The 24,735-nt window shown below is 62.9% G+C and carries 15 protein-coding genes and 3 pseudogenes; 8 read left to right on the forward strand and 10 right to left on the reverse strand.

Annotation, left to right across the window (positions count from 1 at the left end; all coding sequences use genetic code 11):
* Window positions 1-16 precede the first annotated feature (16 nt).
* The 3 genes from galE to mscL all read right to left on the reverse strand — a co-directional run bounded on the left by galE (window position 17) and on the right by mscL (window position 3,214).
* On the reverse strand, window positions 17-1,051 hold the full coding sequence (gene galE / locus ACS4RR_RS23845) for a UDP-glucose 4-epimerase GalE (protein WP_456189500.1): 1,035 nt from the start codon (window positions 1,049-1,051) through the stop codon (window positions 17-19).
* Between the two features lie 436 nt (window positions 1,052-1,487).
* Complete coding sequence (locus ACS4RR_RS23850) at window positions 1,488-2,654, reverse strand: pyridoxal phosphate-dependent aminotransferase (protein ID WP_456189501.1); 1,167 nt, start codon at window positions 2,652-2,654, stop codon at window positions 1,488-1,490.
* Between the two features lie 122 nt (window positions 2,655-2,776).
* The gene (gene mscL, locus ACS4RR_RS23855) at window positions 2,777-3,214 is read right to left on the reverse strand and encodes a large conductance mechanosensitive channel protein MscL (protein ID WP_017966928.1); all 438 of its coding nucleotides are present in this window, start codon (window positions 3,212-3,214) and stop codon (window positions 2,777-2,779) included.
* A 205-nt stretch (window positions 3,215-3,419) separates the two neighbouring features.
* Between mscL and ACS4RR_RS23860 the strand changes: the two are divergent.
* A pseudogene (locus tag ACS4RR_RS23860) lies at window positions 3,420-6,963 on the forward strand (PAS domain-containing hybrid sensor histidine kinase/response regulator).
* A 9-nt stretch (window positions 6,964-6,972) separates the two neighbouring features.
* On the opposite strand, the gene ACS4RR_RS23865 reads toward ACS4RR_RS23860, so the two are convergent.
* Window positions 6,973-7,530, reverse strand: a complete 558-nt coding sequence (locus ACS4RR_RS23865) for a TetR/AcrR family transcriptional regulator (RefSeq protein WP_260110027.1) — start codon at window positions 7,528-7,530, stop codon at window positions 6,973-6,975.
* A 137-nt stretch (window positions 7,531-7,667) separates the two neighbouring features.
* On the opposite strand from ACS4RR_RS23865, the gene ACS4RR_RS23870 reads away from it, so the two are divergent.
* Window positions 7,668-8,870 carry an MFS transporter gene (locus tag ACS4RR_RS23870; RefSeq protein WP_260110026.1) on the forward strand — a complete coding sequence of 401 codons (1,203 nt, stop codon included), beginning with the start codon at window positions 7,668-7,670 and terminating at the stop codon, window positions 8,868-8,870.
* Window positions 8,871-8,876: 6 nt separating this feature from the next.
* Here ACS4RR_RS23870 and ACS4RR_RS23875 read toward each other — a convergent pair whose 3' ends face one another.
* On the reverse strand, window positions 8,877-9,320 hold the full coding sequence (locus ACS4RR_RS23875) for a YybH family protein (RefSeq protein WP_260110025.1): 444 nt from the start codon (window positions 9,318-9,320) through the stop codon (window positions 8,877-8,879).
* A gap of 93 nt (window positions 9,321-9,413) precedes the next feature.
* Window positions 9,414-9,818, reverse strand: coding sequence for a GFA family protein (locus tag ACS4RR_RS23880; RefSeq protein WP_260110024.1), 405 nt, complete (start codon window positions 9,816-9,818; stop codon window positions 9,414-9,416).
* A 58-nt stretch (window positions 9,819-9,876) separates the two neighbouring features.
* On the opposite strand from ACS4RR_RS23880, the gene ACS4RR_RS23885 reads away from it, so the two are divergent.
* Window positions 9,877-10,377: a MarR family winged helix-turn-helix transcriptional regulator gene (locus ACS4RR_RS23885; protein WP_260110023.1), complete on the forward strand. Its 501-nt coding sequence runs from the start codon at window positions 9,877-9,879 to the stop codon at window positions 10,375-10,377.
* A gap of 438 nt (window positions 10,378-10,815) precedes the next feature.
* On the opposite strand, the gene ACS4RR_RS23890 is transcribed toward ACS4RR_RS23885, so the two are convergent.
* The 4 genes from ACS4RR_RS23890 to ACS4RR_RS23905 form a co-directional block, all read right to left on the reverse strand.
* Window positions 10,816-11,025, reverse strand: coding sequence for a cold-shock protein (locus ACS4RR_RS23890; protein WP_003545273.1), 210 nt, complete (start codon window positions 11,023-11,025; stop codon window positions 10,816-10,818).
* A 467-nt stretch (window positions 11,026-11,492) separates the two neighbouring features.
* Window positions 11,493-13,709, reverse strand: a complete 2,217-nt coding sequence (locus tag ACS4RR_RS23895; protein ID WP_260110022.1) for a 3-hydroxyacyl-CoA dehydrogenase NAD-binding domain-containing protein — start codon at window positions 13,707-13,709, stop codon at window positions 11,493-11,495.
* A gap of 143 nt (window positions 13,710-13,852) precedes the next feature.
* Window positions 13,853-15,061 carry an acetyl-CoA C-acetyltransferase gene (locus ACS4RR_RS23900; protein ID WP_260110021.1) on the reverse strand — a complete coding sequence of 403 codons (1,209 nt, stop codon included), beginning with the start codon at window positions 15,059-15,061 and terminating at the stop codon, window positions 13,853-13,855.
* 138 nt (window positions 15,062-15,199) lie between these two features.
* Complete coding sequence (locus tag ACS4RR_RS23905) at window positions 15,200-16,996, reverse strand: acyl-CoA dehydrogenase C-terminal domain-containing protein (protein WP_260110020.1); 1,797 nt, start codon at window positions 16,994-16,996, stop codon at window positions 15,200-15,202.
* A 280-nt stretch (window positions 16,997-17,276) separates the two neighbouring features.
* Between ACS4RR_RS23905 and ACS4RR_RS23910 the strand changes: the two genes are divergently transcribed.
* The 5 genes and pseudogenes from ACS4RR_RS23910 to ACS4RR_RS23930 all read left to right on the forward strand — a co-directional run bounded on the left by ACS4RR_RS23910 (window position 17,277) and on the right by ACS4RR_RS23930 (window position 24,608).
* On the forward strand, window positions 17,277-17,960 hold the full coding sequence (locus tag ACS4RR_RS23910) for a DNA-3-methyladenine glycosylase I (RefSeq protein WP_456189502.1): 684 nt from the start codon (window positions 17,277-17,279) through the stop codon (window positions 17,958-17,960).
* 73 nt (window positions 17,961-18,033) lie between these two features.
* Window positions 18,034-18,735 carry an SDR family NAD(P)-dependent oxidoreductase gene (locus ACS4RR_RS23915; protein ID WP_456189503.1) on the forward strand — a complete coding sequence of 234 codons (702 nt, stop codon included), beginning with the start codon at window positions 18,034-18,036 and terminating at the stop codon, window positions 18,733-18,735.
* Window positions 18,736-18,950: 215 nt separating this feature from the next.
* The gene (locus ACS4RR_RS23920; protein WP_260110018.1) at window positions 18,951-19,316 is read left to right on the forward strand and encodes a VOC family protein; all 366 of its coding nucleotides are present in this window, start codon (window positions 18,951-18,953) and stop codon (window positions 19,314-19,316) included.
* Window positions 19,317-19,647: 331 nt separating this feature from the next.
* Window positions 19,648-23,425: pseudogene (locus ACS4RR_RS23925) on the forward strand (peptidoglycan-binding protein).
* A gap of 239 nt (window positions 23,426-23,664) precedes the next feature.
* Window positions 23,665-24,608: pseudogene (locus ACS4RR_RS23930) on the forward strand (IS110 family RNA-guided transposase).
* Window positions 24,609-24,735 lie beyond the last annotated feature (127 nt).

Consider the following 24,735-nt stretch of genomic DNA (forward strand, 5'->3'; position numbering starts at 1 on the left):
TAAACAGGCTTCTGCATCAGAACGAAGCGGCGGCCAGTGCCCGGTGGATACTGTGCAGGTCGTCGACGCTCTTGTTCGACAGGAACAGTTCCCAATCGAGCGAGCTCTGAACGATGGTTTCCAGCGAATCGTATCTGGGCTTCCAGTCGAGCACCTGCCGGGCGAGCGAAGCGTCTGCGACGACGCTTGCCGAATCGCCGGCGCGCCGCGGCGCCATGTGGATCTTGAAGGAATGTCCGTGCAGGCGGGTGACCATGTTCAGCACGTCGAGCACGGAATAGCCGCTGCCATAACCACAATTGGCAACGAGCGAGCCCTTGTCCCTGCGCAGGTGCTGCAGCGCTTTCAGATGCGCATCCGTGAGATCGCTGACATGGATGTAGTCGCGCACGCCGGTGCCGTCATGGGTGGGATAGTCGATGCCGTAGACATTGACGCTGTCTCGCCTGCCGAGCGCTGCCTCGCAGGCGACCTTGATGAGGTGCGTGGCGCCTGAAGTCGACTGGCCGGCGCGATGACGCGGGTCGGCGCCGGCGACGTTGAAATAGCGCAGCGCGATATAGTTGAAATCATAGGCGGCGGCGGCATCGCGCAGCATGAACTCGGTCATCAGCTTCGACTGGCCGTAAGGATTTTCCGGATTGAGCGGGGCCGTCTCCTTCACCGGCAGGTCGGTCTTTTGTTGACCGTAGACCGCCGCCGTCGAAGAGAAGACGAAGTTGCGGATACCGGCCTTGACCGAAGCGCTCAGCAACGCCCGCGTCTTGCCGGAATTGTTGTCGTAATAGGAGAGCGGATCGGTGACCGAGACCGGGACGACGGCGGATCCGGCGAAATGGATGATCGCCTCGATGTCGTTTTCGATGAAGACCTTTTTCAATATGTCGGGATCGGCAATGTCGCCGAGATAGAAACGCGCCGCCGGCGCCACGGCCCAGCGAAAGCCCGTAGAGAGGCGGTCGAGTACGACCACGTCCTCGCCCGCATCGAGCAGCGCCCAAACCATGTGACTGCCGATATATCCGGCCCCGCCCGTCACCAAAACCGCCATGTCCCGCGTCCCTGCTTTCGTTTTTATAAGCAGGGGCATCAGGCGCCGGTTTTTCTTTCCAATTTTCTTATCGAACGGCCATTGGAAGGCCCTTGAACGGGTATGTTTGGAGTCGTGGTTAGAGGCCGATTTCGGGCTTTGCTAGAGTTTTATCGATCCGGCGATTCCGGCACAAAATCGCGGCATTCGCGGCTGATGGCTGCCCCTCACCCTAACCTACCGGGGTCGAGCCACTCGTCTCGATCCGTCCTTCGGACCCCGTAAACGGGGCGAGGGGACGTGCCTTGCGCGACGTCAATGAGGACCGAAAGGTCGCGGCATATCCCCTTCGCCCCGTTTGCGGGGAGAAGGTGGCGGCAGCCGGATGAGGGGCAGCCCTCGCCGATCTCCTGGGCCGCGGATGACGCTCCTTTTCGCAGCAGACCGACTGATCCCGTCAGAGCTTGAGGATATAATCGCGGAGACGCTCGGCCGCGGTCGCCACCTGCGCGGGGTCGCGCAGGAAACAGGCGCGCAGGAAGAGTTCGCCGCCTCGGCCGAAAGCGGTGCCGGGGGCAAGGCCGACGCCAGTCTTGTCGACGATATCGAGCGCTGCGCTGCGGCTATCGGCGACGCCGTCGATCTTCAGGAAGGCGTAGATCGCGCCGTCCGGCTTCAAAGTCTCGACCCGGTTGGTGGCGACAAGCGCATCGCAGAAAATATCGCGGGAACGGGTCGCCTTGGCGATATTGGCAGCGACGAAATCGTCGCCTTGATCAAGGGCTGCGACAGCGCCCTTCTGCATGAACTGCGCCACACCCGAAGTCGAATACTGGATGAGGTTTTCGAGCACCTGGCCCATCTCAGGGGGTGCTGCGATCCAGCCGACGCGCCAGCCGGTCATAGACCAGTTCTTCGAGAAGGAATTGACGAAGATGACCTTGTCGCCCTCTTCCATCACATCGAGGAAAGAGGGGGCTCGGCCGCCGGCAAAATAGTAGCGGGCGTAGATTTCATCCGCCATGATCCAGAGGTCGTGCCTGCGGGCAAGCGCCAGGATATCGCCAAGATCCTGCTTCGTTGCCGTCCAGCCCGTCGGGTTCGACGGCGTGTTGATGAAGATACCCTTGGTCTTCGGGGTGATCGCGGTTTCGATGCGGTTCAGATCGACCGCCCATTTACCGGCTTCGAACTGCAGCTCGACACCGCGCGAGCGCGCACCGGATATTTCGAGAGCGGCGGCGATATTCGGCCAGGAAGGCGAGAGGTAAACCAATTCGTCGCCCGGCGAGGTCAGCGCCTGCACGGCGATCTGGATCGCCTGCATGCCGGAGCCGGTGACGTAGAAATGTTCGACCGGAAGCCGGATTCCGAAATGTCTGCTGTAATAATCCGAAAGCGCCTGGCGAAGCTCCGGAATACCGCGCTGCCAGGTGTAGAAGGTCTCGCCTGATGCAAGCGCCTCCATCGCCGCCCGGCTGATGAAATCGGGCGTCGGCAGATCGCCCTCGCCCACCCAGAGCGGCAGCAGACCCTCGCGGCCACGGGCATAATTGACGACTTCGACGATCCCGCTTTCGGGCGCCGCCAAGGCGCGCGGGCTGAGGTTGCTGACGATCGACATGCATATCTCCGGTTTCCGCCTTCATAGCGGATTTGCGCCGGCAAATCTCATGACATCCGGTGATGGCTTATCGATTTTCGTGATGATTGAGCCCGGGCGGAGCGGACGGGCTCCAGCCCGGATCAAGCCGTCGGGCGCTTGGCAAGAAGATCACGGATTTCGGTCAGCAGCTGAACGTCTGCCGGCGGTGGTGGCACCTCTTCCGGTGCGGCCTTTTCCTGGCGCTCGACCTGCGCACGCAGGGTGTTCACGCCCTTGACCATCAGGAAGATGATCCAGGCGAGAATGAGGAAGTTGATGAGCACGGTAAGGAAACTGCCATAGGCAAAGACCGCTCCCTGAGCGCGGGCGGCGGCAAGCGTCGGTGCGTTGACGGCCGACGAGAGCGGGAGGAAGTAATTCGAAAAATCGAAGCCGCCGAAAATGGCGCCGACGATCGGCATGATGAGGTCATCCACCAAAGATTTGACGATGCCACCGAAGGCGCCGCCAATGATGACGCCGACTGCAAGATCCATGACATTGCCGCGGGCGATAAAGGCCTTGAACTCGTTAAGCATCGGAGTCCGTCTCCCTTCGATACAGTTGTTTTTATTAGCTACATCTTCATTGCAATTAATCAATCGTCAATCGCAATTCTCCGCCTGAACCTCAGCCGTCTTTGACTTAAGGCCTAGACGGCCAGGAATTTCCAAAGCGTCTGAAATGACTTAAGCTGGCCACGTTGCGGGAGGTCCCGGCGGGTTTTCCGCCGGCGGAGGGTCAATGCTTCCAGGCTGGGTCATATTCGCGTCTGCCTTCGGCTATCTGCTCCTGCTTTTCGCCGTGGCAAGCTATGGCGACCGCAAGAACCGCAGCCAGGGCATGCTACCGCGGCCAGGGCACGCGGCAAGGCGGCCCGGGCACGCTGGAAGGCGGATGGCCGGTGGTCTATGCGCTGAGCCTTGCGATCTACTGCACCTCCTGGACCTATTTCGGCAGCGTCGGGCTTGCGGCGCAGCGGGGCCTGGAATTTGCCGGCATCTATATCGGCCCCATCCTGGTCTTCACGCTCGGCATGCCGCTGCTTCGCCGCATCATCGAGCTCGCCAAGGCGGAGAAGCTCACCTCGGTTGCCGATTTCGTCGCCGCCCGCTACGGCAAGAACTCGACGGTCGCAACGATCGTCGCATTGATCTCGCTGATCGGCGCCATTCCTTATATTGCGCTACAGCTCAAGGCGATCTCCAGCACCGTCAGCGCCATGGTCAATCCGTCCGATTACGGCATCGGCAGCGGCAATCTCTATTTCCTCGACCTGCCACTCGTCGCAACGCTGGTGCTTGCCTGCTTCGCCATCATGTTCGGCACGCGGCATACGGATGCGACGGAGCATCAGGACGGCCTCATCCTCGCCGTCTCGATGGAATCGGTGGTCAAGCTCGTCGCCTTCCTGACGGCCGGCGTCTGCGTCATCTGGTTTCTCTTCGATGGCCCGACCGATCTCTGGCGCAAGACCGTCGACAATGAGCTGGTGATGTCGGCGCTCAGCTACCATACGCCGATCAGCCGCTGGATCACCCTGATCCTATTGTCGGCCTTTGCGATCATCCTGCTGCCGCGGCAATTCCACGTGACGGTTGTCGAAAACCGAACCTCGAAACAGCTGAAACTCGCGGGCTTCCTGTTTCCCACCTATCTCATATCGATCAATCTCTTCGTGCTGCCGGTGGCGATCGGCGGGCTGCTGACCTTCGGCGGAAACGGCAATGCCGATTTCTACATGCTGTCGCTGCCGCTGGCCGGCCAGATGCCTCTGATTTCACTGATCATCTTCATCGGCGGTTTCTCCGCGGCAACGGCGATGGTCATCGTCGATTCCGTCGCGCTGTCGATCATGGTGTCGAACGACATCATCATGCCGATCTTCCTCAGGCGCAAACTCGCCGGCCGCGCCGGCCAGCGCGACAATTTCGCCAAGACGCTGCTCAATATCCGCCGCAGCGCCATCTTCGCCGTGCTGCTGTTCGGCTACGCCTATTACCGTTCGACCGACAGCACCGCCGGCCTTGCCTCGATCGGCCTTCTTTCCTTTGCCGCGATCGCGCAAATCGCCCCGGCGCTGTTCGGCGGACTGATCTGGCGGCGGGCGAACGCGCGCGGCGCGATCCTCGGGCTGACCTCGGGTTTCGTCATCTGGATCTACCTGCTGTTCCTGCCCTCGCTGGGCGGCCCCGATTATTCCTATGTGGCGAGCGCCGTGCTCGGCTTCATCTTCCCCGGCACGACATTGTTCACCACAGCCGACGCCGATCCGCTGGTCAATGCGACAGCGATGAGCCTGCTCGTCAACACCGCCTTCTTTATTGTCGGCTCGCTCACCCGCAACGCCAGGCCGCTGGAACGCATCCAGGCCGGCATCTTCGTCAAGCGGCATTCGCGCTCGCAATTTGCCACGCGCGGCTGGAAGACCCGCATCAGCGTCGGCGATCTAAAGGCGGCGATCTCGCGCTATCTCGGCGAAGAGCGCATGCAGCGCTCATTGACGACCTACGAACAGAGCTCCGGCCGCAAGCTGGAGGACGAGCAACCGGCAGACATGGCGCTCATCCATTTCAGCGAACAGCTGCTCGGCAGCGCCATCGGCTCGTCCTCGGCCCGGCTGGTGCTGTCGTTGATCCTGCAGAAGATCGAGGATGCCTCTTCCGACACGGCCTGGCTGCTCGACCAGGCGAGCGAGGCGCTGCAATATAACCAGGACATGCTGCAGACAGCCCTTTCGCAGATGGACCAGGGCATTGCGGTCTTCGACAGTTCCAACCGGCTGACGATCTGGAACCGGCGCTTCCGGCAATTGCTGGATCTGCCGGAAAGTGCCGGCCAGGTCGGTTTTCCGCTGTCCGATATCGTCACTACGCTCAGCCAGCGCGGCGACATCGCGCCCGGCGATCTCAGCCAGACGGTGCGACATTTCCTGACGCTCGACAAACCCTTTTCGCTGGTGCTCGGCGGCGGCGAGCGGATCATCGAGGTGCGTTCCAATGCCATGCCCGACAAGGGCATCGTCGCCACCTTCACCGACATTACCCAGCGCGTGAGTGCCGACCAGGCGCTGAAACAGGCGAATGAAACTCTGGAGCAGCGCGTTGCCGAACGTACGGCCGAGCTTACCCGCGTCAACCGCGAACTCGGCGAGGCACGCGCCGCCGCCGACGAAGCGAATATCGGCAAGACGCGCTTTTTCGCCGCCGCCGGCCACGATATCCTGCAGCCGCTCAATGCAGCCAGGCTCTATTCCTCGGCGCTGGTCGAGCGCATGGCGCAATCCGACAACAGCCTGATCGTGCGTAACATCGATTCGGCGCTGGAATCGGTCGAGACCATTCTCGGCGCGGTGCTCGACATCTCCAGGCTCGATACCGGCGCCATGCGACCGCGGCTTGCCTCCGTCGCCCTCTCCGACCTGCTGAAGCGTATCCAAACCGACTTTGCGCCGATCGCCCGCGAAAAGCAGCTGAAGCTGGTGGTCATGCCGACGTCGCTCAGGGTCCGCTCCGACCCCAACCTGCTGCGCCGGCTGGTGCAGAATCTCGTCTCCAACGCCATCAAATACACGATCAGCGGCAAGGTGCTGGTCGGCGCGCGGCCGCGCGGCAACCAGGTGATCATCCAGGTGATCGATTCAGGTATCGGCATTCCGCCATCGAAATTCCGCACCGTGTTCAAAGAATTCGCGAGGCTGGACGAGGGCGCGAAAACCGCCTCCGGCCTCGGGCTCGGCCTTTCGATCGTCGATCGCATCGCCCGGGTGCTCAACCATCCGGTCGAGCTGCACTCGACGCATGGCAGGGGCACGGAATTCCAGATCGCCATGCCGCTCGACGTCTCGCGCCCAGCCGAGACGCTAGCGGCAGTCACGCCCGACGACCGTCCGGGGCAGCCGCTGAGCGGGCTGAAAATCCTCTGCATCGACAACGAGCCGAAGATCCTCGAGGGCATGCGGCTCTTGATCAGCGGCTGGGGCTGCGAGGTGGCAGCGCTGGATTGTCTCGCCGACGTGATATCAAGCGACGGTCGGGACGGACCGCCAGATATCGTCATCGCCGATTATCATCTCGGCGATGGCACCGGCATTGCCGCTATCCTGCATCTGCGCCGGCAGTTCGACGCCGATATTCCCGCTTTGCTGATCACGGCCGACCGCACGCCGGAGGTTCGCAGCGAGGCCGAGCGATACGGCATCGCCGTTCAGCACAAACCGGTGCGGCCGGCGGCACTGCGCGCCTATATCACCCAGATTTCCGGCCTCAAGCGCGCCGCCGCGGAGTAACAGATACGCTCAGTCCGTCGCGCCCATGACACGGGCGACCAGATCGCGCACGCGCGCTGCATCCGGCACGTCAGCGAACAGGATGCGGTACATGATCGGCGCCACGACCTGGTCCATGACGCGGTCGACATCCGGAAAGACCTCGCCGCGGGCCTTTGCCCTCTCGGCGATGACGCCGATCTGCTGGCGGGTAAATTCAGCGCATTTGCAGGCATTTGCGCCCGCCTGCGCCGCCAGCACGTCGCGGATCATCTCGCGGCCCGGGCCGGAGGACATTTCCTCGGCATATTGCTCGGCCCAGGCTTCGAGATCGGCCTTGCCACTGCCGGCATCGACCGGCTGCATATCCGGGCGCAGCCGATCGACGGCGACATCGGCGAAAAGCTCCTGCAGGTCGCCCCAGCGGCGATAGATGGTCGATGGCGTCACCCCCGCCTTGCCGGCGATCAGGGGGATCGTCACCTCGGCGCGGCTCATCTCGGCCATCAGCTCGCGGACCGCCTTGTGCACCGATGCCTGAACCCGGGCGCTTCTGCCGCCCGGACGGAGATTCTCTTTCACTGTCATGCGGGCAACCCGACTTTCTCTCCTTGATGCCGATGGTTCAAAATCTTTGACAGACCTATTAACGCAAAGAATTTGCTTTTACGAAATGCCTGCTCTACATAAGCTAACGCAACGGCTTAGCTTTAAGGAGCTTATATATGTTCGTCGCAGCCAAATCCACCGAGAATTCGCCGCGCCCCTCGATCGGCTTTCATGCGCTGACGCTCGCGACCTTCTTCGGCGCCTCCGCGGCGCCGACGCCGCTCTACCGGATCTATCAGGAAAACTTCTCCGTCTCGCCGGTGCTGATCACGGTGATTTTCGCGGTCTACGCCTTCGCGTTGCTGGCGGCGCTACTGACCGCCGGTTCGATCTCCGACCATCTCGGCCGCAAGCCGGTGATCTTCTTCGCCCTTGTGCTCGAAATCGCCGCCATGGCGCTCTTCATCGTCGCAAGCGGTCCCGGCTGGCTGATCGCAGCACGGATTGTGCAGGGGCTGGCAACGGGAATTGCCGGTGCCTCGCTCGGGGCGGCGCTCGTCGATGTCGACCGGGCAAAGGGACAGATCGTCAACTCGATCGCACCGCTTTCCGGCATGGCGGTGGGCGCGGTCGGCACCAGTGCCTTGATCCAATACGGGCCCTTCCCGATGCATCTGATCTATGCGCTGCTGCTCGTCGCCTTCACGCTGCAGGCAGCGGTCATCTGGCTGACACACGAGACCGGCGGCACGCGGCCCGGCGCACTCGGCTCGCTGATACCACGGGTCACCATTCCGCCGCAGGTGAAGCGACCGCTCTCGCTGGTGACGCCGATCAATATCGCCAACTGGACGCTTGCCGGCTTCTATCTCTCGCTGGTCCCGTCCCTGGTCGCCACCACAACCGGCAGTCGGGCGCCGCTGACCGGCGGGGCCGTCGTCACCGCATTGATGGTGAGCGGAGCGATCGCCGTCTATCTCAGGCGCAGCAAGACGGCCTCGGCCAATCTCGCTTTCGGCGTATCGGCCAAGACGCTCGGTATCCTGACCGTCGTTGCCGGCGTGCATCTCGCCAATGTGCCGCTGCTGCTGATCGGCACGATTTTCACCGGCGCCGGTTTCGGCACCAATTTCCTCGGTTCGATCGGCACCATCATGCCGCTCGCCAAACCGGACGAGCGAGCCGGGCTGCTGTCGGCCTTTTACGTCCAGAGCTACCTCGCCTTCAGCCTGCCGGCGATCCTTGCCGGGTTCCTGGCGAAATCGGCCGGTTACGCGCTGACGACGGATATCTATGCGACGGCGATCCTGCTTTTGATGGGCGTCGGACTGATGAGCATTCGCGCCGACCGGCGGAAGGTCGCGGGGAGTGCTGCCTGACGGTCTTCACGGCTTGAGATCGAGCAGCGCCCGGCCGCTGCCGTCCATGGCGAAGGGCACCGAGGCGTGCTGATGGGCAACCAGCCAGCGGCCATCCTGCTTGACGAGGCCGAGGGTCTGGCGGAACCAGAGATCGACTTCGGTGCCGTCGGTCTTGGTCCCGGTCATGCGCGTCAGGCCGCTCCAGAAAGCAACATCTTCACCAACCGTCAGTCTGGCATCGCGTACATCGCCGCCGATCGGGCCTTCCCAGGTATCGAACCATGCCTGCAGGCCCGCCTCGTCCTTGCCGTAGTAGACGAGCGGCGGCGCCAGCGAAAACTCGACCTCATCCTCGGTCTCGTAGGAAAGCGCATCCTTGGCGTTTTTTTCGCCCAGCGCCTTGGCGCGCATCATCAGCATGGCGATGATCGCCTCTTCCTCGATCTTGGCGTTCGCTTCGTCTTTCACGGTCGTTCTCCTTCTCCGTTATGGACAGAGGACGAAGGGGAGGACGACGTTCCGACATCAGCGATAGAACCGCTGCGCACTTTTGGAATTGCGTCAGAGATAACTCGTCACCGCCGGTTCGTTCCACCAGGCATCGTGCCTGCCATCGGCATAACGGATAGGCAGTGCTGCCAGTTCCTCGGGCGTGATATCGTCGAGGCAGGCGATGTTGATCGAGACATAGGCGCCGCCGATCGCTTCGACATAACCGTCGCCATAGGCCGGCACACCGCAGGTGCGGCAGAAGCGATGATGACCGCTCCTGGTGTTGAACTGATAGTCGGACGTTTCCGCCTGGTCGCACATCAGTCGGAAATCCTCCGGCTTGACGTTGGCGCCCCAATAGCGGCGCTTGGCGCAGATCGAACAATTGCAGCGGCCGGTTCCCTCCTCGAGGTCCATGTCCACCTCGTAGTGCACTTTGCCGCAATGGCAGCTTCCCTTGTAGGTTTTCTTCACGGTGCTATCCTCCTTCGGCGTTGCCTTCAGTTTTCGGATATGACAATATGTTGTCATTATGGATGAAATACAAAATCGACAACATGTTGTCAAACAAAATCGACCGGAGCGGACATTGGAAGGGGATGCCTTTTCCGCTTTCGCGATCACCGCCCTTCGCCTGGCCGGCCATTTGACGGCCGCCGGCGACCGACTGGCAAAGCCGGCAGGACAGACGAGCGCGCGCTGGCAGGTGCTGGCGGCGGCACGACGCGGCGACATGTCGGTAGCGCAGATCGCCCGCGCCCTCGGCGTCGCCCGCCAGGGCGTGCAGCGGCTTGCGGACGTACTGGAGAGCGAAGGGCTGATCGCCTATGCCGACAACCCGCAGCACCAGCGCGCCAAGCTGGTGCGGCTGACGGAAGAAGGGGCGGCGCGGCTCGGTGTCATTGAGACCGCGCAAGCCGGTTGGGCCGACGAGCTGGGGGCTGCATTTACGTCAGCAGAACTCGATGCGGCGCGGGCGGTGATGGCGCGGGTCATGGAGATGCTGGAGGGTAGCGAGGCGGCAGGAGGCTGAACGACTTACTTGTGTTGCGGGGCTCGTTGTCGCCGGTGACGCTCTCGGCTTGGCGACACGAAAGATTCTCTAAGGTCGTGCCGTGGCCGCCCCCCTCTGCCCTGCCGGGCATCTCCCCCACAGGTGGGGAGATCACAAGCGGCTTGACCTTCTCGATCCTCGGCCGTTCGCCGTGCTGCAACGCCAATTGTTTGGGGAAGCCGGTGCGCCCAGCCGATCTCCCCACCTGTGGGGGAGATGCCCGGCAGGGCAGAGGGGGGCTTACACGGCACGACTTATGCGCCAAGGCGATGCCGGCTACTCCGCCAATCGGGCACAACATCAGCCAACCAAATACAAAAAAAGGCCGGGTGAACCCGACCTTCCCTGCTATCTCAACGAACCGTGCCAGTACATCCGTGGTCACGATCCGGAGATGATATTTAGAGCCTTGAAGGCTCAGGCCGCCTGGAGGCGGTCTGCCGACATCTTGCCGGACTTGTTGTCGCGGACGAGCTCGTAAGACAGCTTCTGGCCATCCTTGAGATCGCGCATGCCAGCGCGTTCAACGGCGGAGATGTGGACGAAAACGTCGGCTGCGCCGTCATCCGGCTGAATGAAGCCGAAGCCCTTGGTTGCGTTGAACCACTTTACGGTACCTGTGCTCATGACGATATCCTTTTCGAATCGTTCATTAAAGATTGCAGCTCGGATAAATGCCAAGCGGCGATGAAAACCGATTTTGGAGGAAGTTCGCCAGGAACGACACAAGGCCGTTTCAAAGTTCATCTAGCAAGATCGATGCGCGCACATGTAATCGGAAATTGTGTCGGTGACAAGGCCGCAGCTAGGGAAAGTGGAATTCAGCTGGCGAGGTGAAGTCGAGTAACTCTTGAACGTCGTATGTGGGCCGCCCCCTCTGGCCTGCCGGCCATCTCCCCCACAGGTGGGGAGATCACAAGTGGCTTGAACTTCGTATCCTATTGTTTCGTCGTGCTGGACGCCGATTGTTTGGGGAAGCCGGTGCGCCGAGCCAATCTCCCCACCTGTGGGGGTCCGAAGGACGGGTCGAGACGCGTGGCTCGACCCCGGGGCCCGGCAGGGCAGCGCGGGGCGCCGCGGCACGATACAGAGGCCTAAGCCGCCTTCCCTACCTTCGCATAGGGGTCGAACCGGCCGTAAAACGTCTCGCCCTTGGCAGCCATGTCCTTCAGCAGCGGCGTCGGCTTGAAGTGACTTCCGTAAGCAGCAGCTAACTTTTCCGCCAATTCCACGAAAGCCTTCGCGCCCATCCCGTCGATATAGCTCAGCGCCCCGCCGGTATAGGGCGCGAAGCCGAAGCCCAGGATCGAGCCGACATCCGCCTCGCGCGGATCGGTGACGATGCCTTCCTCCACGGTGCGGGCGGCTTCGAGCGCGATGGTGACGAGGAAGCGTTGCTTCAGGACGTTGACGTCGACCTCATCCGCCTGCTTCTGCGGGTAAAGGGTCTTGAGGTCGGGCCAGAGGGACTTCTTCGCCGGCTTCGGCGGGTAGTCGTAGAAGCCCTTGGAATTCTTGCGGCCGAAGCGGCCCTCCTTTTCCACCATGCGGGAGATGAGTTCCATATGCCTGGGGTCGATGGCCTTTTCGCCGAGATCGGCGGCCGTCGCCTTGAGGATCTTTAGCGAAAGGTCGATCGCCACCTCGTCGTTGAGCGCCAGCGGTCCCACAGGCATGCCGGCCATCTTGGCGGCATTCTCGATCATGATAGGCGGCACGCCCTCGATCAGCATGTCGTAGCTTTCCGACATGTAACGCAGCACGCAGCGATTGACGAAGAAGCCGCGGGTGTCGTTGACGACGATCGGCGTCTTCTTGATGGCTGCGACATAATCAAGAGCGACGGCCAGCGCCCTGTCGCCGGTGTCGCTTCCGAGGATGACCTCGGTCAGCATCATCTTCTCGACAGGCGAGAAGAAGTGGATGCCGATAAAATCGGCAGGGCGTTTCGAATTCCTGGCGAGACCTGAGATCGGCAGGGTCGAGGTATTGGAGGCGAAGATCGCGCCTTCCGGCAGCACGGCTTCGACCGCCTCGATGACCGCTTTCTTCACCTCGCGATCCTCAAACACCGCCTCGATGACGAGATCGGCATTGGCGAGGTCGGCATAGTCTGCCGAGGGCGTGATGCGGGAGAGCAGTGCAGCCGCCTCGTCCTGCGTAAGACGCCCCTTACCGACAGAATCCTTGACCAGGCCTTCCGAGACGGTCTTGCCCTTGGTCGCTGCTTCGATGTCGCGATCGATCAGCGTCACCGGAATGCCGGCGGCAGCCGTGACATAGGCGATCGAGGCGCCCATGAAGCCGGCGCCGACGACGCCTATATGTTTCAGCTCGGTCTTCGCGTGACCTGCCGGGCGGCGGGCACCCTTGCCGAGTTCCTGCATGGAGATGAACAGCGAACGGATCATCGAGAAGGCTTCGCGGGTCTGCAGCACCTCGGTGAAGTAACGCTGCTCGATCTTCAGGCCGGTGTCGAACGGCACCTGCAGGCCTTCGTAGACGCATTTCAGGATGGCAAGCGCTGCAGGATAATTGCCCGATGTTTCCCGGCGGAGGATTGCCGGGGCTGCCGGCCAGAGCTGGGCGGAAGCCGGCGTCCAGATGCCGCCGCCCGGGGCCTTGTAGCCCTTCTCGTCCCAGGGGGCGACCGGCTTCAGGCCGTCCTTGATCATCTGCTTGGCGGCCGGGATCAGCTGATCCGGCTCGACCACCTGATGCACGAGGTTCATCGCCTTGGCGCGGGAGCCGGTCAGCGACTGGCCTGTGGTCATCATCTGCAGCGCATCCTGGGCGTTCGCCAGCCGCGGCACACGCTGCGTGCCGCCGGCGCCGGGGAAGATACCGACCTTCACCTCGGGCAGCGCAATCTTGACGCTCTTGGCATTGGAGGCGACGCGGCCGTGGCAGGCGAGCGACAGTTCAAAGGCGCCGCCCATGCAGGTGCCGTTGATGGCGGACACCCAGGGCTTGCCCGATGTTTCGAGCTTGCGGAACAGGCCGCTCATGCGGCCGACCAGACCGAAGAGGTTCTGCACCGCCGTCTCTAGGCTCTTTGCCTTCTCATCCTGATAGGAGCTGAACATCGACTTGATCATCGACAGATCGGCGCCGCCGGAGAAAGAGGATTTGCCCGAGGTGAAGACGACACCCTTGACGGCGGCATCTGCGGTCGTGGCGTCGATGATGGCGTCGAGTTCGGCCATCACCTCGGCGGTGAAGACGTTCATCGATTTGCCGGGCATGTCCCAGGTGACGAGAGCGATGCCATCGGCGTCGGTTTCGAGCGTGAAATTGGTGTAGGTGCTCATCTTGGGAATTCCTCTCCCTGAATTCTCTGGCGGTGAAGCCCCTCCCCCTTGTGGGGAGGGGTTGGGGAGGGGTTTCCTTGGCGAGAAGACCCCTCCCCTCGCTTTGCTCGACCCTCCCCACAAGGGGGAAGGTTTCGGTCCCATCAGACCCTTTCGATAACCGTTGCGGTGCCCATGCCGGCGCCGATGCAGAGCGTCACCAGCGCGGTGTTGAGATCGCGGCGTTCAAGTTCGTCCAGCACCGTTCCGAGGATCATCGCGCCGGTGGCGCCGAGCGGGTGACCCATGGCGATGGCGCCGCCATTGACGTTGATCCGGTCATGGTCGATGTCGAAGGCCTGCATGTAGCGCAGCACCACGGCAGCGAAAGCCTCGTTGAGTTCGAAGAGGTCGATGTCGGCAAGGCTCATGCCTGATCGTTTCAACAGCTTCTCGGTGACGTCGACAGGCCCGGTCAGCATCAGGGCCGGATCGGAGCCGATATTGGCGAAGGCCTTGATCCGGGCACGCGGCTTTTTGCCCATGCTCTGACCGCCGGCTTTGGAGCCGAGAAGGACGACACTGGCGCCATCGACGATGCCGGAGGAATTGCCGGCATGGTGGACATAGTTGATGCGCTCGATCTCAGGATGGGCCTGTATGCCGACGGCCTCGAAGCCGCCCATCTCGCCGGGCATCTGGAAGGACGGATTGAGGGAGGCGAGCGCCTGCATGTCGGTGCCGGGACGCATGTGTTCATCCTTTGCCAGGATCGTCAGGCCGTTCTGGTCTTTGACCGGGATGACCGACTTGTCGAACCAGCCCTTTTCCCAGGCATGGGCGGCACGCTTCTGGCTCTCGACCGCATAAGCGTCGACATCGGTTCTGCTGAAGCCGTATTTGGTGGCAATCAGATCGGCCGAGACGCCCTGCGGCATGAAATAGGCCGGAAAATTCACCGAAGGATCCATGAACCAGGCGCCACCGGACATGCCGAGACCGACGCGGGACATGCTTTCGACGCCGCCGGCAATGACGATATCGTCGGCCCCTTGGGCGATCTTGCCGCCGCCGAAATTGACGGCATCGAGGCCGGAGGCGCAGAAGCGGGAGATCTGCATGCCGGGCGCCTTCGTGGAGTAACCGGCTTCGAAGGCGGCGGCCTTGGGGATGACGGCGCCGGCATCCATGACCGGATCGACGCAGCCCATGATGATGTCGTCGACCGTGCCCGTGTCCAGCCCGTTGCGGTCGCGGATCGCTTCCAGCGTCTTTGCCGCGAGCCGGACGGAGGGCACCTCATGCAGGGCGCCGTCCTTCTTGCCGCGGCCGCGCGGCGTGCGCACGTGGTCGTAAATGAAAACCTCGGTCATTGTCTCATCTCCCTGACGGCGCGGCGGCGCCGGTGAATTTCGTTCTTCCCTCTTCTGCCCAACGGGCCACCTCTGCCTGGGTCGAGCCACCGGTCTCGGCCCGTCCTTCGGAACCCGGCTGGGGAGAAGGGGACACAATCAAAACGCTTCGGCGGCCAGTTCCATCATCGTGTCGGCGCCGGCTTCGATGCGGGCCTTGCGAAGCGCGGTTTCCGGCATCAGGCGTTCCATGAAGAAGCGGGCGGTGACCAGCTTGTTCTTCAGGTAATCCTCGCGGGCGGCATCGCCGGATGCAAGGCCGTCCTCGGCGGCTTTGGCCATCTTTGCCCACATATAGCCGAGAATGACGAGGCCGAAGAGGTGCATGTAGTCGGTCGAGCCGGCACCGGCATTGTCGGGCTTGGCCATGGCGTTCTGCATGAACCACATGGTCGCGCCCTGGACGTCGTTCAAGCCCTTCTTCAGATGCTTGGTGAAGAAGGAGAGCTTTTCGTTGCTGCGGTTCTCCTCGCAGAAATCACCGATCTCCTTGAAGAGGGCCATGGCGGCGCGGCCGCCGTTCAGCGCCAGCTTGCGGCCGACGAGATCGAGCGCCTGAATGCCGTTGGCGCCTTCATAGATCATGGCGATGCGGGCGTCGCGCACATACTGGCTCATGCCGTGTTCTTCGATATAGCCGTGGCCGCCGAAGACCTGCTGAGCCATGACGGCATGATCGAAGCCCTTGTCGGTCATCACGCCCTTGAGGATCGGGGTGACGAGGCTAAGAATATCGTCGGCCGTCTGGCGCTCCTTGTCGTCGCTAGCGCGGTGGGCGATATCGGACTTCAGCGCGGTCCAGAGCAGGAAGGCGCGGCCGGCCTCGTTGAAGGCGCGGATGGTCATCAGCGTGCGGCGAATATCCGGATGGACGATGATCGGATCGGCCTTCTTGTCCGGCGCCTTGGGGCCGGACAGCGAACGGCCCTGGATGCGGTCGCGGGCATAGCTGGCGGCGTTCTGATAGGCGATCTCGGAAATGGCGATGCCCTGCAGGCCGACCATGAGGCGGGCCTCGTTCATCATCACGAACATGGCGTTGAGGCCGCGGTTTTCGGCGCCGATCAGGAAGCCCGTCGCCTCGTCGTAATTCATGACGCAGGTGGCGTTGGCGTGGATGCCCATCTTGTGCTCGATGGCACCGCAGGAGACGGCGTTGCGGGTGCCCGGTGCGCCGTCCTTGCCGACGAGGAATTTCGGGACGATGAAGAGCGAGATGCCCTTGGTGCCCTCGGGCGCACCCTCGATGCGGGCCAGCACCAGATGGATGATATTGTCGGTCAGGTCGTGCTCGCCGGCGGAGATGAAGATCTTCTGGCCTGATATTTTGTAGCTGCCGTCAGCCTGCGGCACCGCCTTGGTGCGCAGCATGCCGAGATCGGTGCCGCAATGCGGCTCGGTCAGGTTCATGGTGCCGGACCAGGTACCGTCCACCATCTTCGGCAGATAGGTGGCCTTCTGTTCGTCGGAACCGTGGACGAGGAGTGCCGCGATCGCGCCCTGCGTCAGGCCTGGATACATCATCAGCGACATGTTGGCGGCCGACGTATATTCGCCGACGGCGGTATGCAGCGTATAGGGAAGCCCCTGGCCGCCGAATTCCTCCGGCACCGCAAGGCCGATCCAGCCGCCTTCGCGATAGGCTTTATAGGCTTCCTTGAAACCCTTCGGCGTCGAGACGCTGGCATCGTCGTGGCGCGTGCAGCCTTCCTGGTCGCCGGAATAATTCAGTGGAAAGAGAGCTTCCTCGGCAACCCTTCCGGCCTCGCCGAGGATCGCTTCGATCATATCGGGGGTCGCGTCGGCAAAACCCGGCAGATTGTTGTAGCGTTCGAGACCCAGCACGTCGTTCAGGACGAAGAGCGTATCGTTCACCGGGGCCTTGTAGACTGGCATCTCTCAAATTCCTCCCATTCGACTGACCGGATTGCTCCAGCCTCGGGCACTGTCTTACAAAATATTGACGTTTGCGTAAACGTCAAATTTTGCAACCTTGGCCGTCTTTTCATGAAAAAAATTCGAACGCGCGAATCCGTTGGGCGATGAAAGTGCGACGCGTAATGCATCACGCGTGGGAAGGAACAGACGCCATCTCATCTTCCTTGTCCATCGCAGAACGGCGTATAAACGGAAGCGTCGTTCAAGCCGCAATCGGGAAATGTTTGAGGAGGGCCGCATGATCAGTTTCGAGGCGATAAGGCAGCGTGCGGAGGAGCGAAAGGGCGGGGCCGCCGCGTTGCAGGCCTTGCTGGAGAATCACCGACCGGATCCCGAGCGGCTGCGCGCCATGCCCGACGATCGCATCCTGGCAGACATGACCCGGCGCATCTTCTACAGCGGTTTCGTCCAGAAGGTGATCGACAGCAAGTGGCCAGGTTTCGAGTCAGCGTTTTCCGGTTTTGATCCGGCGATGCTGAATATCGCGCCCGACGACTATTGGCATGCCCTCACTTCGGATGAGCGGATCATCCGCAACGGCGCCAAGATCATGTCGGTTCGGGCCAATGCCGCCTTCATCAGGGAATTGGCAAAGGAATATGGCAGCGCCGGCGTCTTCTTCGCCGACTGGCCTGGGGATGACCAGATCGGCCTTCTCGACCTGCTGAGCAAACGCGGCAACCGGCTCGGCGGCATGACCGGACAATATTTCCTGCGCGGCATCGGCCGCGACAGCTTCATCGCCACGATCGACGTGCTCGCCTGCCTCCGATCGGCCGGCGTACCGCTCTCCTCCTCCGGCACGACCAAGAAGGACCAGCAGTTGATCCAGCAGGCCTTCAATGACTGGGCGGAGGAAACGGGCCTTTCCTTCATCCATCTCTCGCGCATCAGCGCCTATTCGATCGATTCAGCGCACTGAAATTCCGGTCGCGTGGTGGCGCCGGCCGTTCGGACTTCCTACGTCTTTGCCACGATCCATCGAGGAAGACATTATGACCGACTTTCCCTATGAGAGCGCACTGATCGTCGGCGCGGGCTCCGGCATCAGCGCATCGCTTGCCCGGCAATTGTCGGCGCAGGGCGTCAAGGTCGGGCTTGCCGCCCGCAATATCGAGAAACTGCAGGGGCTGATCGAGGAGACCGGCGCCAGCGCCTTTACAACGGATGTCTCGCAACCTGCGAGCGTCGCAGCACTCTTCGAAGCGGCTGCCGCTGCGATCAGCGGGCCCGACGTGGTGATCTTCAATGCCAGCGCCCGTCAGCGCGGCCCGCTCGCCGAACTCGATCCCGCCGAGGTCGAGAAGGCGATTGCGACCACCGCTTTCGGCGGTTTCCTGGTGGTGCAGCAGGCGGCGCGTCGGATGATCCCGCGTGGCCGCGGCGCCATCCTGATCACCGGCGCGTCGGCCAGCGTGAAGGGCTTTGCGCAATCGGCATCCTTCGCGATGGGCAAGTTCGCGCTGCGTGGCCTTGCCCAGAGTGCCGCCCGCGAACTCGGGCCGATGGGCATCCATGTCGCCCATTTCGTCATCGACGGCGCGGTGCGGTCGCAGACCCGGCCGGACCGGGTGGAGAAGCCGGATGGCACGCTCTCGCCGGATGCGATCGCCCAGACTTATATCGACGTGCTTCGCCAGCACCGCAGCGCATGGTCGCTGGAGGTGGAAGTCCGGCCCTGGACGGAGAGCTTCTAGGTCTCACGCCCTGGCCGCGGCCTGCCGCCGCAGGGGAAGCAACTTTCGCGACACTCTCAGACGGGTTAGGCTTTGCCGTCAAGGCTAGAACAGGATGATTTTAGGCCTGTTCGGCCTAACATCTGAATCCTGTTCTCAATTAAAGAGTTAGAGCATGATGTCGTCCGAAAACCGCTCACACTTTTCGGCATCATGCTCTAGCTGGGAGGATACCGATGCCACGTCTGGACCATGTCACCATCGAGACCCGCGATGCGCCCGGGATGATCGGCTTCCTGGAGACCGTGCTCGGCGTCAGCGAGGGCTATCGGCCGCCCTTCGCCTCGCCCGGCCACTGGCTCTATCTGGACGAACGCCCGGTCATCCATCTCAACCTGACATCGCGCAGCACCGATTTTCCGCCCGGCATCTTCAACCATGTCGCCTTCAGCCTCTATGAATTCGGGCCGGCGCTGGAACGCATCAAGGCGGGCGGCTATCGCCACGAATATTACGATATTCCCGACACAGAACTCGGCCAGATCTTCGTCTACGGCCCTGAAGGCGTGAAGATCGAGCTGCAATATCCGCGTCCGGCGTGATCGCGCGAGCGGCGATTTGATCTGACGAATTGAACGGCAGTTGCCGTCAGAAACGGCGTTTTGAACACAAACGTTAAAAAATTCCCATCGGCATTAACGGCTTGTTTACCACGTTTCGTGAAAGGTGCGGATTGAGCAGTAGCGATCCGCATTCCTTTTCCCAGTCTCGCGTTCCCTTAGGATGCCGCTACATCGTTCAGCTTGAGGAAAGTCTAATTGACTATCGTCTTATGAATGGTGCGCTCCGGTCCGCGTAAAGAGGCGGGCAGCAGACGGAAAAGCCAAAGATCGAGCTCTGACGAGAGGTCGAGCAGTCGAAGCGAGCAAGAACATGAACGGATCGCGATTAAATCCTTCCCGACAGTCCGACAGGACCTCGCTCGATGCGCTGAACCGCACGATCGAAGGGCTGGAGGCGCGCATCGAAGGGCTGATGGGCAGCGGGCGCGAGCAGCGGCCGCGCACGGCAACGGCCGAGCGCGATCCTTATGCCGGCTCCCATGCTCCCCGGCCCGCAAAGGTCCCGCCCGAGCCGCGGCCCGATCCGCTCGCCGAAATCCGTCAACGCCAGCGCGCGCTCGAAGCCAGCCGCGAACGGCCCTACGCACGCCAACAGGCCCCGCAGCTTCGCGAACCTGTGCCGCGCGCCGCCGCTCCAGCGCCGGCGCCGGCCTTGCGCGCCGGCGACGATACGATGACGGAGATTGCCCAGGCCCTCGTCAACCTGCGGCAGGACCTGAAGCGCGACATTTCCGAGGGCGTCACCCGTGAGATGAACGCGCTGCGCGCCGAGCTGCGCGAGATCAAGACAAATGCTGGCGACGGCCGTTTCGCCGACGACATGCGCGCCGACATGGGCCGCCTTGCCCAGAGCATCACGCAGCTGACCGGCCGCTCCGCCGCGCCGGAGGCCACAGGCCTTCGCGAGGATTTTGAAGAGCTGCGCTCGCTGATCGACGGGCTGGCGCGCGAGGATTCGCTGCGCCATATGGAAAACCGCTGGGACGGTTTCGAAAACCGGCTTGCGGCGCTCGATACCGAAGGGCTGCAGGAAGAGCTCGTTTCGCTTGCCTATCGGCTCGACGACATCAAGCGCCATATCGGCGGCATGGGCGAAAGCCCCGCGGTTCGGGCGCTGGAAGACAAGCTCATCTCGATCGCCACGGCGATGGAGCATTTCGGCAACATGATCCAGCCGCACGACCGGGTAATGTCCGAACAGTTCGCCGCCATGGACATGCGGCTCGACGAGATCAGCCGGGCGATCGCGGCAAGCGGGCGCACGGCCACCACGAATGATCCGGGCCTGATGCAGCGGCTGGAAAACCGGCTGGAGGCGCTGGCCGATCAGATCGAACTGATGAGCCATGATGTGGCCAGCCGCGTGAACCCGGCCGATGAGCTGGCGATGCGGCTGGAGGCGCTGACGGGACGCGTCGAGGAGATGACGAAGGCGGAAGCGACGTCGCGGCTCGATGAACGGCTGGAACATCTTTCCTATCTGCTGGAGCGCACGCAGGAGACGGCGCCGCAGGCCGACCTCACCGGCACGCTTTCCGACATTTCCCGCAAGATCGACGCGCTTGAGAATGGCGCCGTCAACGACGTGCTGGCGCAGCGGCTCGACCATCTCGCCCGGCGCATCGACGAGATGGCCTATCAGCAGCAGGCGCCGGCGCGCCGCTGTGGCCGACGACAGCGCCTTCCTGCGTCTCGAAGGACGGCTGAGCGACATTGCCGCCCGGCTCGAAGAGAGCACATCGGCAGCGCCGACCGATCCGCACGCGCTGAAGAACCTCGAAGACCAGATTGCCAATCTGTCGGCGCTGATGAGCGCGCCGCGCGAAAGCGCCGTAATACCCCCCGAACTCGACCAGCGCATGGGCGCGATCGAAGACTATATGGCGACGAGCGACGAATATATCATCGAGGCGGCACGCCAGGCGGCAGAGGCCGTCGTCGAAGCCTATTCGCGCCATGGCGGTCCACAGGGTGTCATGCCCGCCGCCGACATGTCGGCGCTGACGGCGCTGGCCGAGGATCTGCGCCACCTCGAGGATCTCAGCCGTGACAGCGAGGAACGCACGCACAAGACTTTCCAGGCGCTGCACGAGACGCTGGTGCATATCGCCGACCGCCTCGACGGCATGGAGGATCGCGGCCGGCCGCTCGCCCAGATGCCGGTTGCCGACGTCGATTTCGATGTCGATCCCTATGCGCTGATGGTGGCCGAAGCCGAGATGAACAGGATGCCGGCCGCTGCCCCGACAGCGACGGCTTCCCCTGTTATCCGCACGGCCGAGGTCGCAGCCGAAGCTGCCGCCCCGGCACAAGCCGCCGCCATGAGCGGAACGAGCGCGATCGCCATCGAAGCCGCGAGCCGGACCGCGGAGGTTGCGACAGCGACACGGACACAGACCCCGGCGAAGGCCAGCCTGCTCGCCAGTCTCGGCAAGCGGCTGCTGCCCGGCAAGAAAGCCGAGAGCCGGGCGACCGAACGTCCGATGATCGATCCCGCGCCGTCGATCGATCCCACCGACGTGGTGCCGACGGATGCGGCAAACGAACTGCTCGAGCCGGGCTCGGGCGCACCTGACGTGAAGAAGATTCTTGAACGGGTTCGCGCCAGCCAGAGCGCGGCGCGCGGCAAACCTGCCGGCGAAACCGATCGCGCCGATTATATTGCTGCTGCGCGCCGGGCGGCGCAGGCGGCCGCGATGGAAGTGGACGCCAATCCGAAGCAGGCGGCCGTCAAGGCCGAGAAGAAGGGCGCGACTGCCGACAAAGCCGGCAAGGCTTCTGACAAAACGGGCAAGACCAGTGCCTTTTCGCGCTACCGGCGGCCGATCTTGCTGGCGGTCGGCGCCGTGCTGCTCGCCATCATGGCCTTTCCGCTTGCCCGAACGCTGACGAGCGGCGAGCGCGCGCCGCAGCCGCCAGCGGAAGTCTCGGCGCTGACGGGTGCTGCGGAAAACCCGGCGCCGGCCTTGCCCGAAGCGACACCTGCCCAGCCGGATGCCGCCGCTCTCGAAACCACCGCTCCGGCAGCCGAAACTGTACCGCCCGTCGCCGAACCGGCGCAGCCGGAGGCAACCCCGCCGGTCGGCGGCGACCATCTGACCGATATGACGCCGCTTGACGGCGAAGGGGCGGCGATGCTTGCCGCTCCCGGTCCGTCCGGCGCGGCACAGGAGACATCGAGCTTCGTTCCCGCACCCGCGCCGCAGGCGACTATTACCATTCCCGACACCGTCCAGCCGAAATCGCTTGCCGATGCGGCGAGCGGCGGCGATGCGCTGGCGCTGTTCGAGATCGGCGCGCGTTATTCCGACGGCCGCAACGGCATGACAGCCGATCAGAAGCAGGCGGCGAACTGGTACCAGCTTGCGGCCGACAAGGGCTTTGCGCCTGCGCAATACCGGCTCGGCAGCATGTACGAGAAGGGCAACGGCGTCGAACGCGACATCGCCAAGGCGAAGGGCTTCTACGAGCAGGCGGCAAACCAGGGCAATGCGAGCGCCATGCACAATCTCGCCGTCCTCTACGCCTCCGGCGCGCTGGGCCAGCAGGACTATACCACGGCCGCCTCGTGGTTCACCAAGGCTGCGAACCTCGGCATCACCGACAGCCAGTTCAACCTGGCGATCCTCTGCGCTAGGGGCAACGGGGTTCCGGCTGATCTCGAAGAGTCGTACAAATGGTTTGCGATCGCCGCCAAGGCCGGCGACAAGGATGCGGCGCAGAAGCGCGACGAAGTCGCCAAAGCCATGAAGCCCGACCAGCTCGAACGGGCGCGCGCCAAGGCCGATCTCTGGAAGCCGGAGCCGGTCGACCACCGTACGAACGCCATCGACATTCCCGACGAATGGGCCGGCACTGGCGCGAAGACGGCGACCGTCGACATGAAGAAGGCCGTCCGCAACATCCAGGCGATCCTCAACAATAACGGCTTCGACGCCGGAGTGCCGGACGGCGAAATGGGTGCGAAGACCGTGACCGCGATCAAAAACTTCCAGAAGTCCGTCGGCCAGGAGCCGGACGGAAAGGTGACCGACGCGACCGTGAAGGCGCTGCTCGAACGCAACAAGCAGGGCAGCAAGGCGATCTGAGGCGCGTCGTCATCTTCGTCCGGGAGATCGCCGACAGCGGCCCCTTGTATCTGCATGTTAGATTTTATGTGCGATGGAAGCGATTGAGCCTCTGGCTGGGTGGCCACCCAGCCAGAGGCGTGACGAAGTCGCCCGTTTCCCCCTCCGGTTACAACCGTGGATGAGCCTGGGATCTTCGTCATCGTCACGTACGACCGAATAGTCGCTTGGCTTCAACCGCACGCACAAGGCAGGTTACCGTGAACAGAGTTATATGTGGAGTGGATGTTTCGAAGGACTGGCTGGATGCGTTTATCCGCCCGTCCGGGGTTTTTGAGCGTTTCAGCAACGATGCGGCCGGCATCGGCGCGCTGGCTGCGCTCTGCCGGGAGCAGGGTGTCGAGCTCGTCGTCATGGAGGCGTCGGGCGGCTACGAGCGTTCGGCCTTCCTGCTGTTGTGGGAGTTGGGGATCGCCTGCGCGCTTGCCAATCCGCGCCATGTGCGCCGCTTTGCCGAGGCCATGGGCTTTCTGGAAAAGACCGACCGGATCGATGCGGCGATGATCGCCCATTATGCCGAGGCCAGGCGGCTGTCTGCCCTGCCGCCGCCGAAAGCCGCGCAGCTGCGGCTGTCGGCGCTGATGACGCGGCTGTCTCAGGTCACCAGCGATCTGACCGTCCAGAGGCAGCGCCGCAGTGCTGCCCGCGATCAGCAGAGTGTGGCAAGCCTCGACGAAGTGATCGCGCTTCTGGTGCGCCAGAGCCAGAGCCGCACCCTTGAGGGCGAGATTGCCTCGATGATCGACGACGATCCGCTCTGGGCCTGCCTCAACCAAGCCTTTCGCTCGATCAAGGGGGTGGCGGACCGTACCGTTGCCCGGCTGATGGCCGAATTGCCCGAAATCGGCCGATCTCCAACAAGGCGATCGTCAAACTGGCCGGCCTGGCGCCGATTGCCAACGATAGCGGCAAACGCAGCGGACCCCGGCCGGTGCGCCGCGGGCGCTCCGGACCGCGTGGCATCCTGTTCCTGGTCGCCGCCACCGCGGCCAGGTACGATCCGCATTTGGCTGCCTTCAGGCAAAGGTTGCAGAGCGCTGGCAAGCCAAAAATGGTTATCCGCATTGCGCTCGCCCGAAAACTGCTGGTCATTCTCAATGCAAAAGCACGGGATGCGCGAAGAGAATTCGAATGCGCAACTTGACAACCCAGATAGTCGCTCATCCGCCTGCCGGCACCTTCTCCCCGCTCGCGGGGCGAAGGGGGATCGCCGCAACCTCTCCGTTCCTCGCTCCTTCTCGTAGGGCACGTCCCCCCGCCCCGTTTACGGG

This window comes from Rhizobium zaerense, from assembly GCF_051810725.1.
GTDB lineage: Bacteria > Pseudomonadota > Alphaproteobacteria > Rhizobiales > Rhizobiaceae > Rhizobium > Rhizobium leguminosarum_I.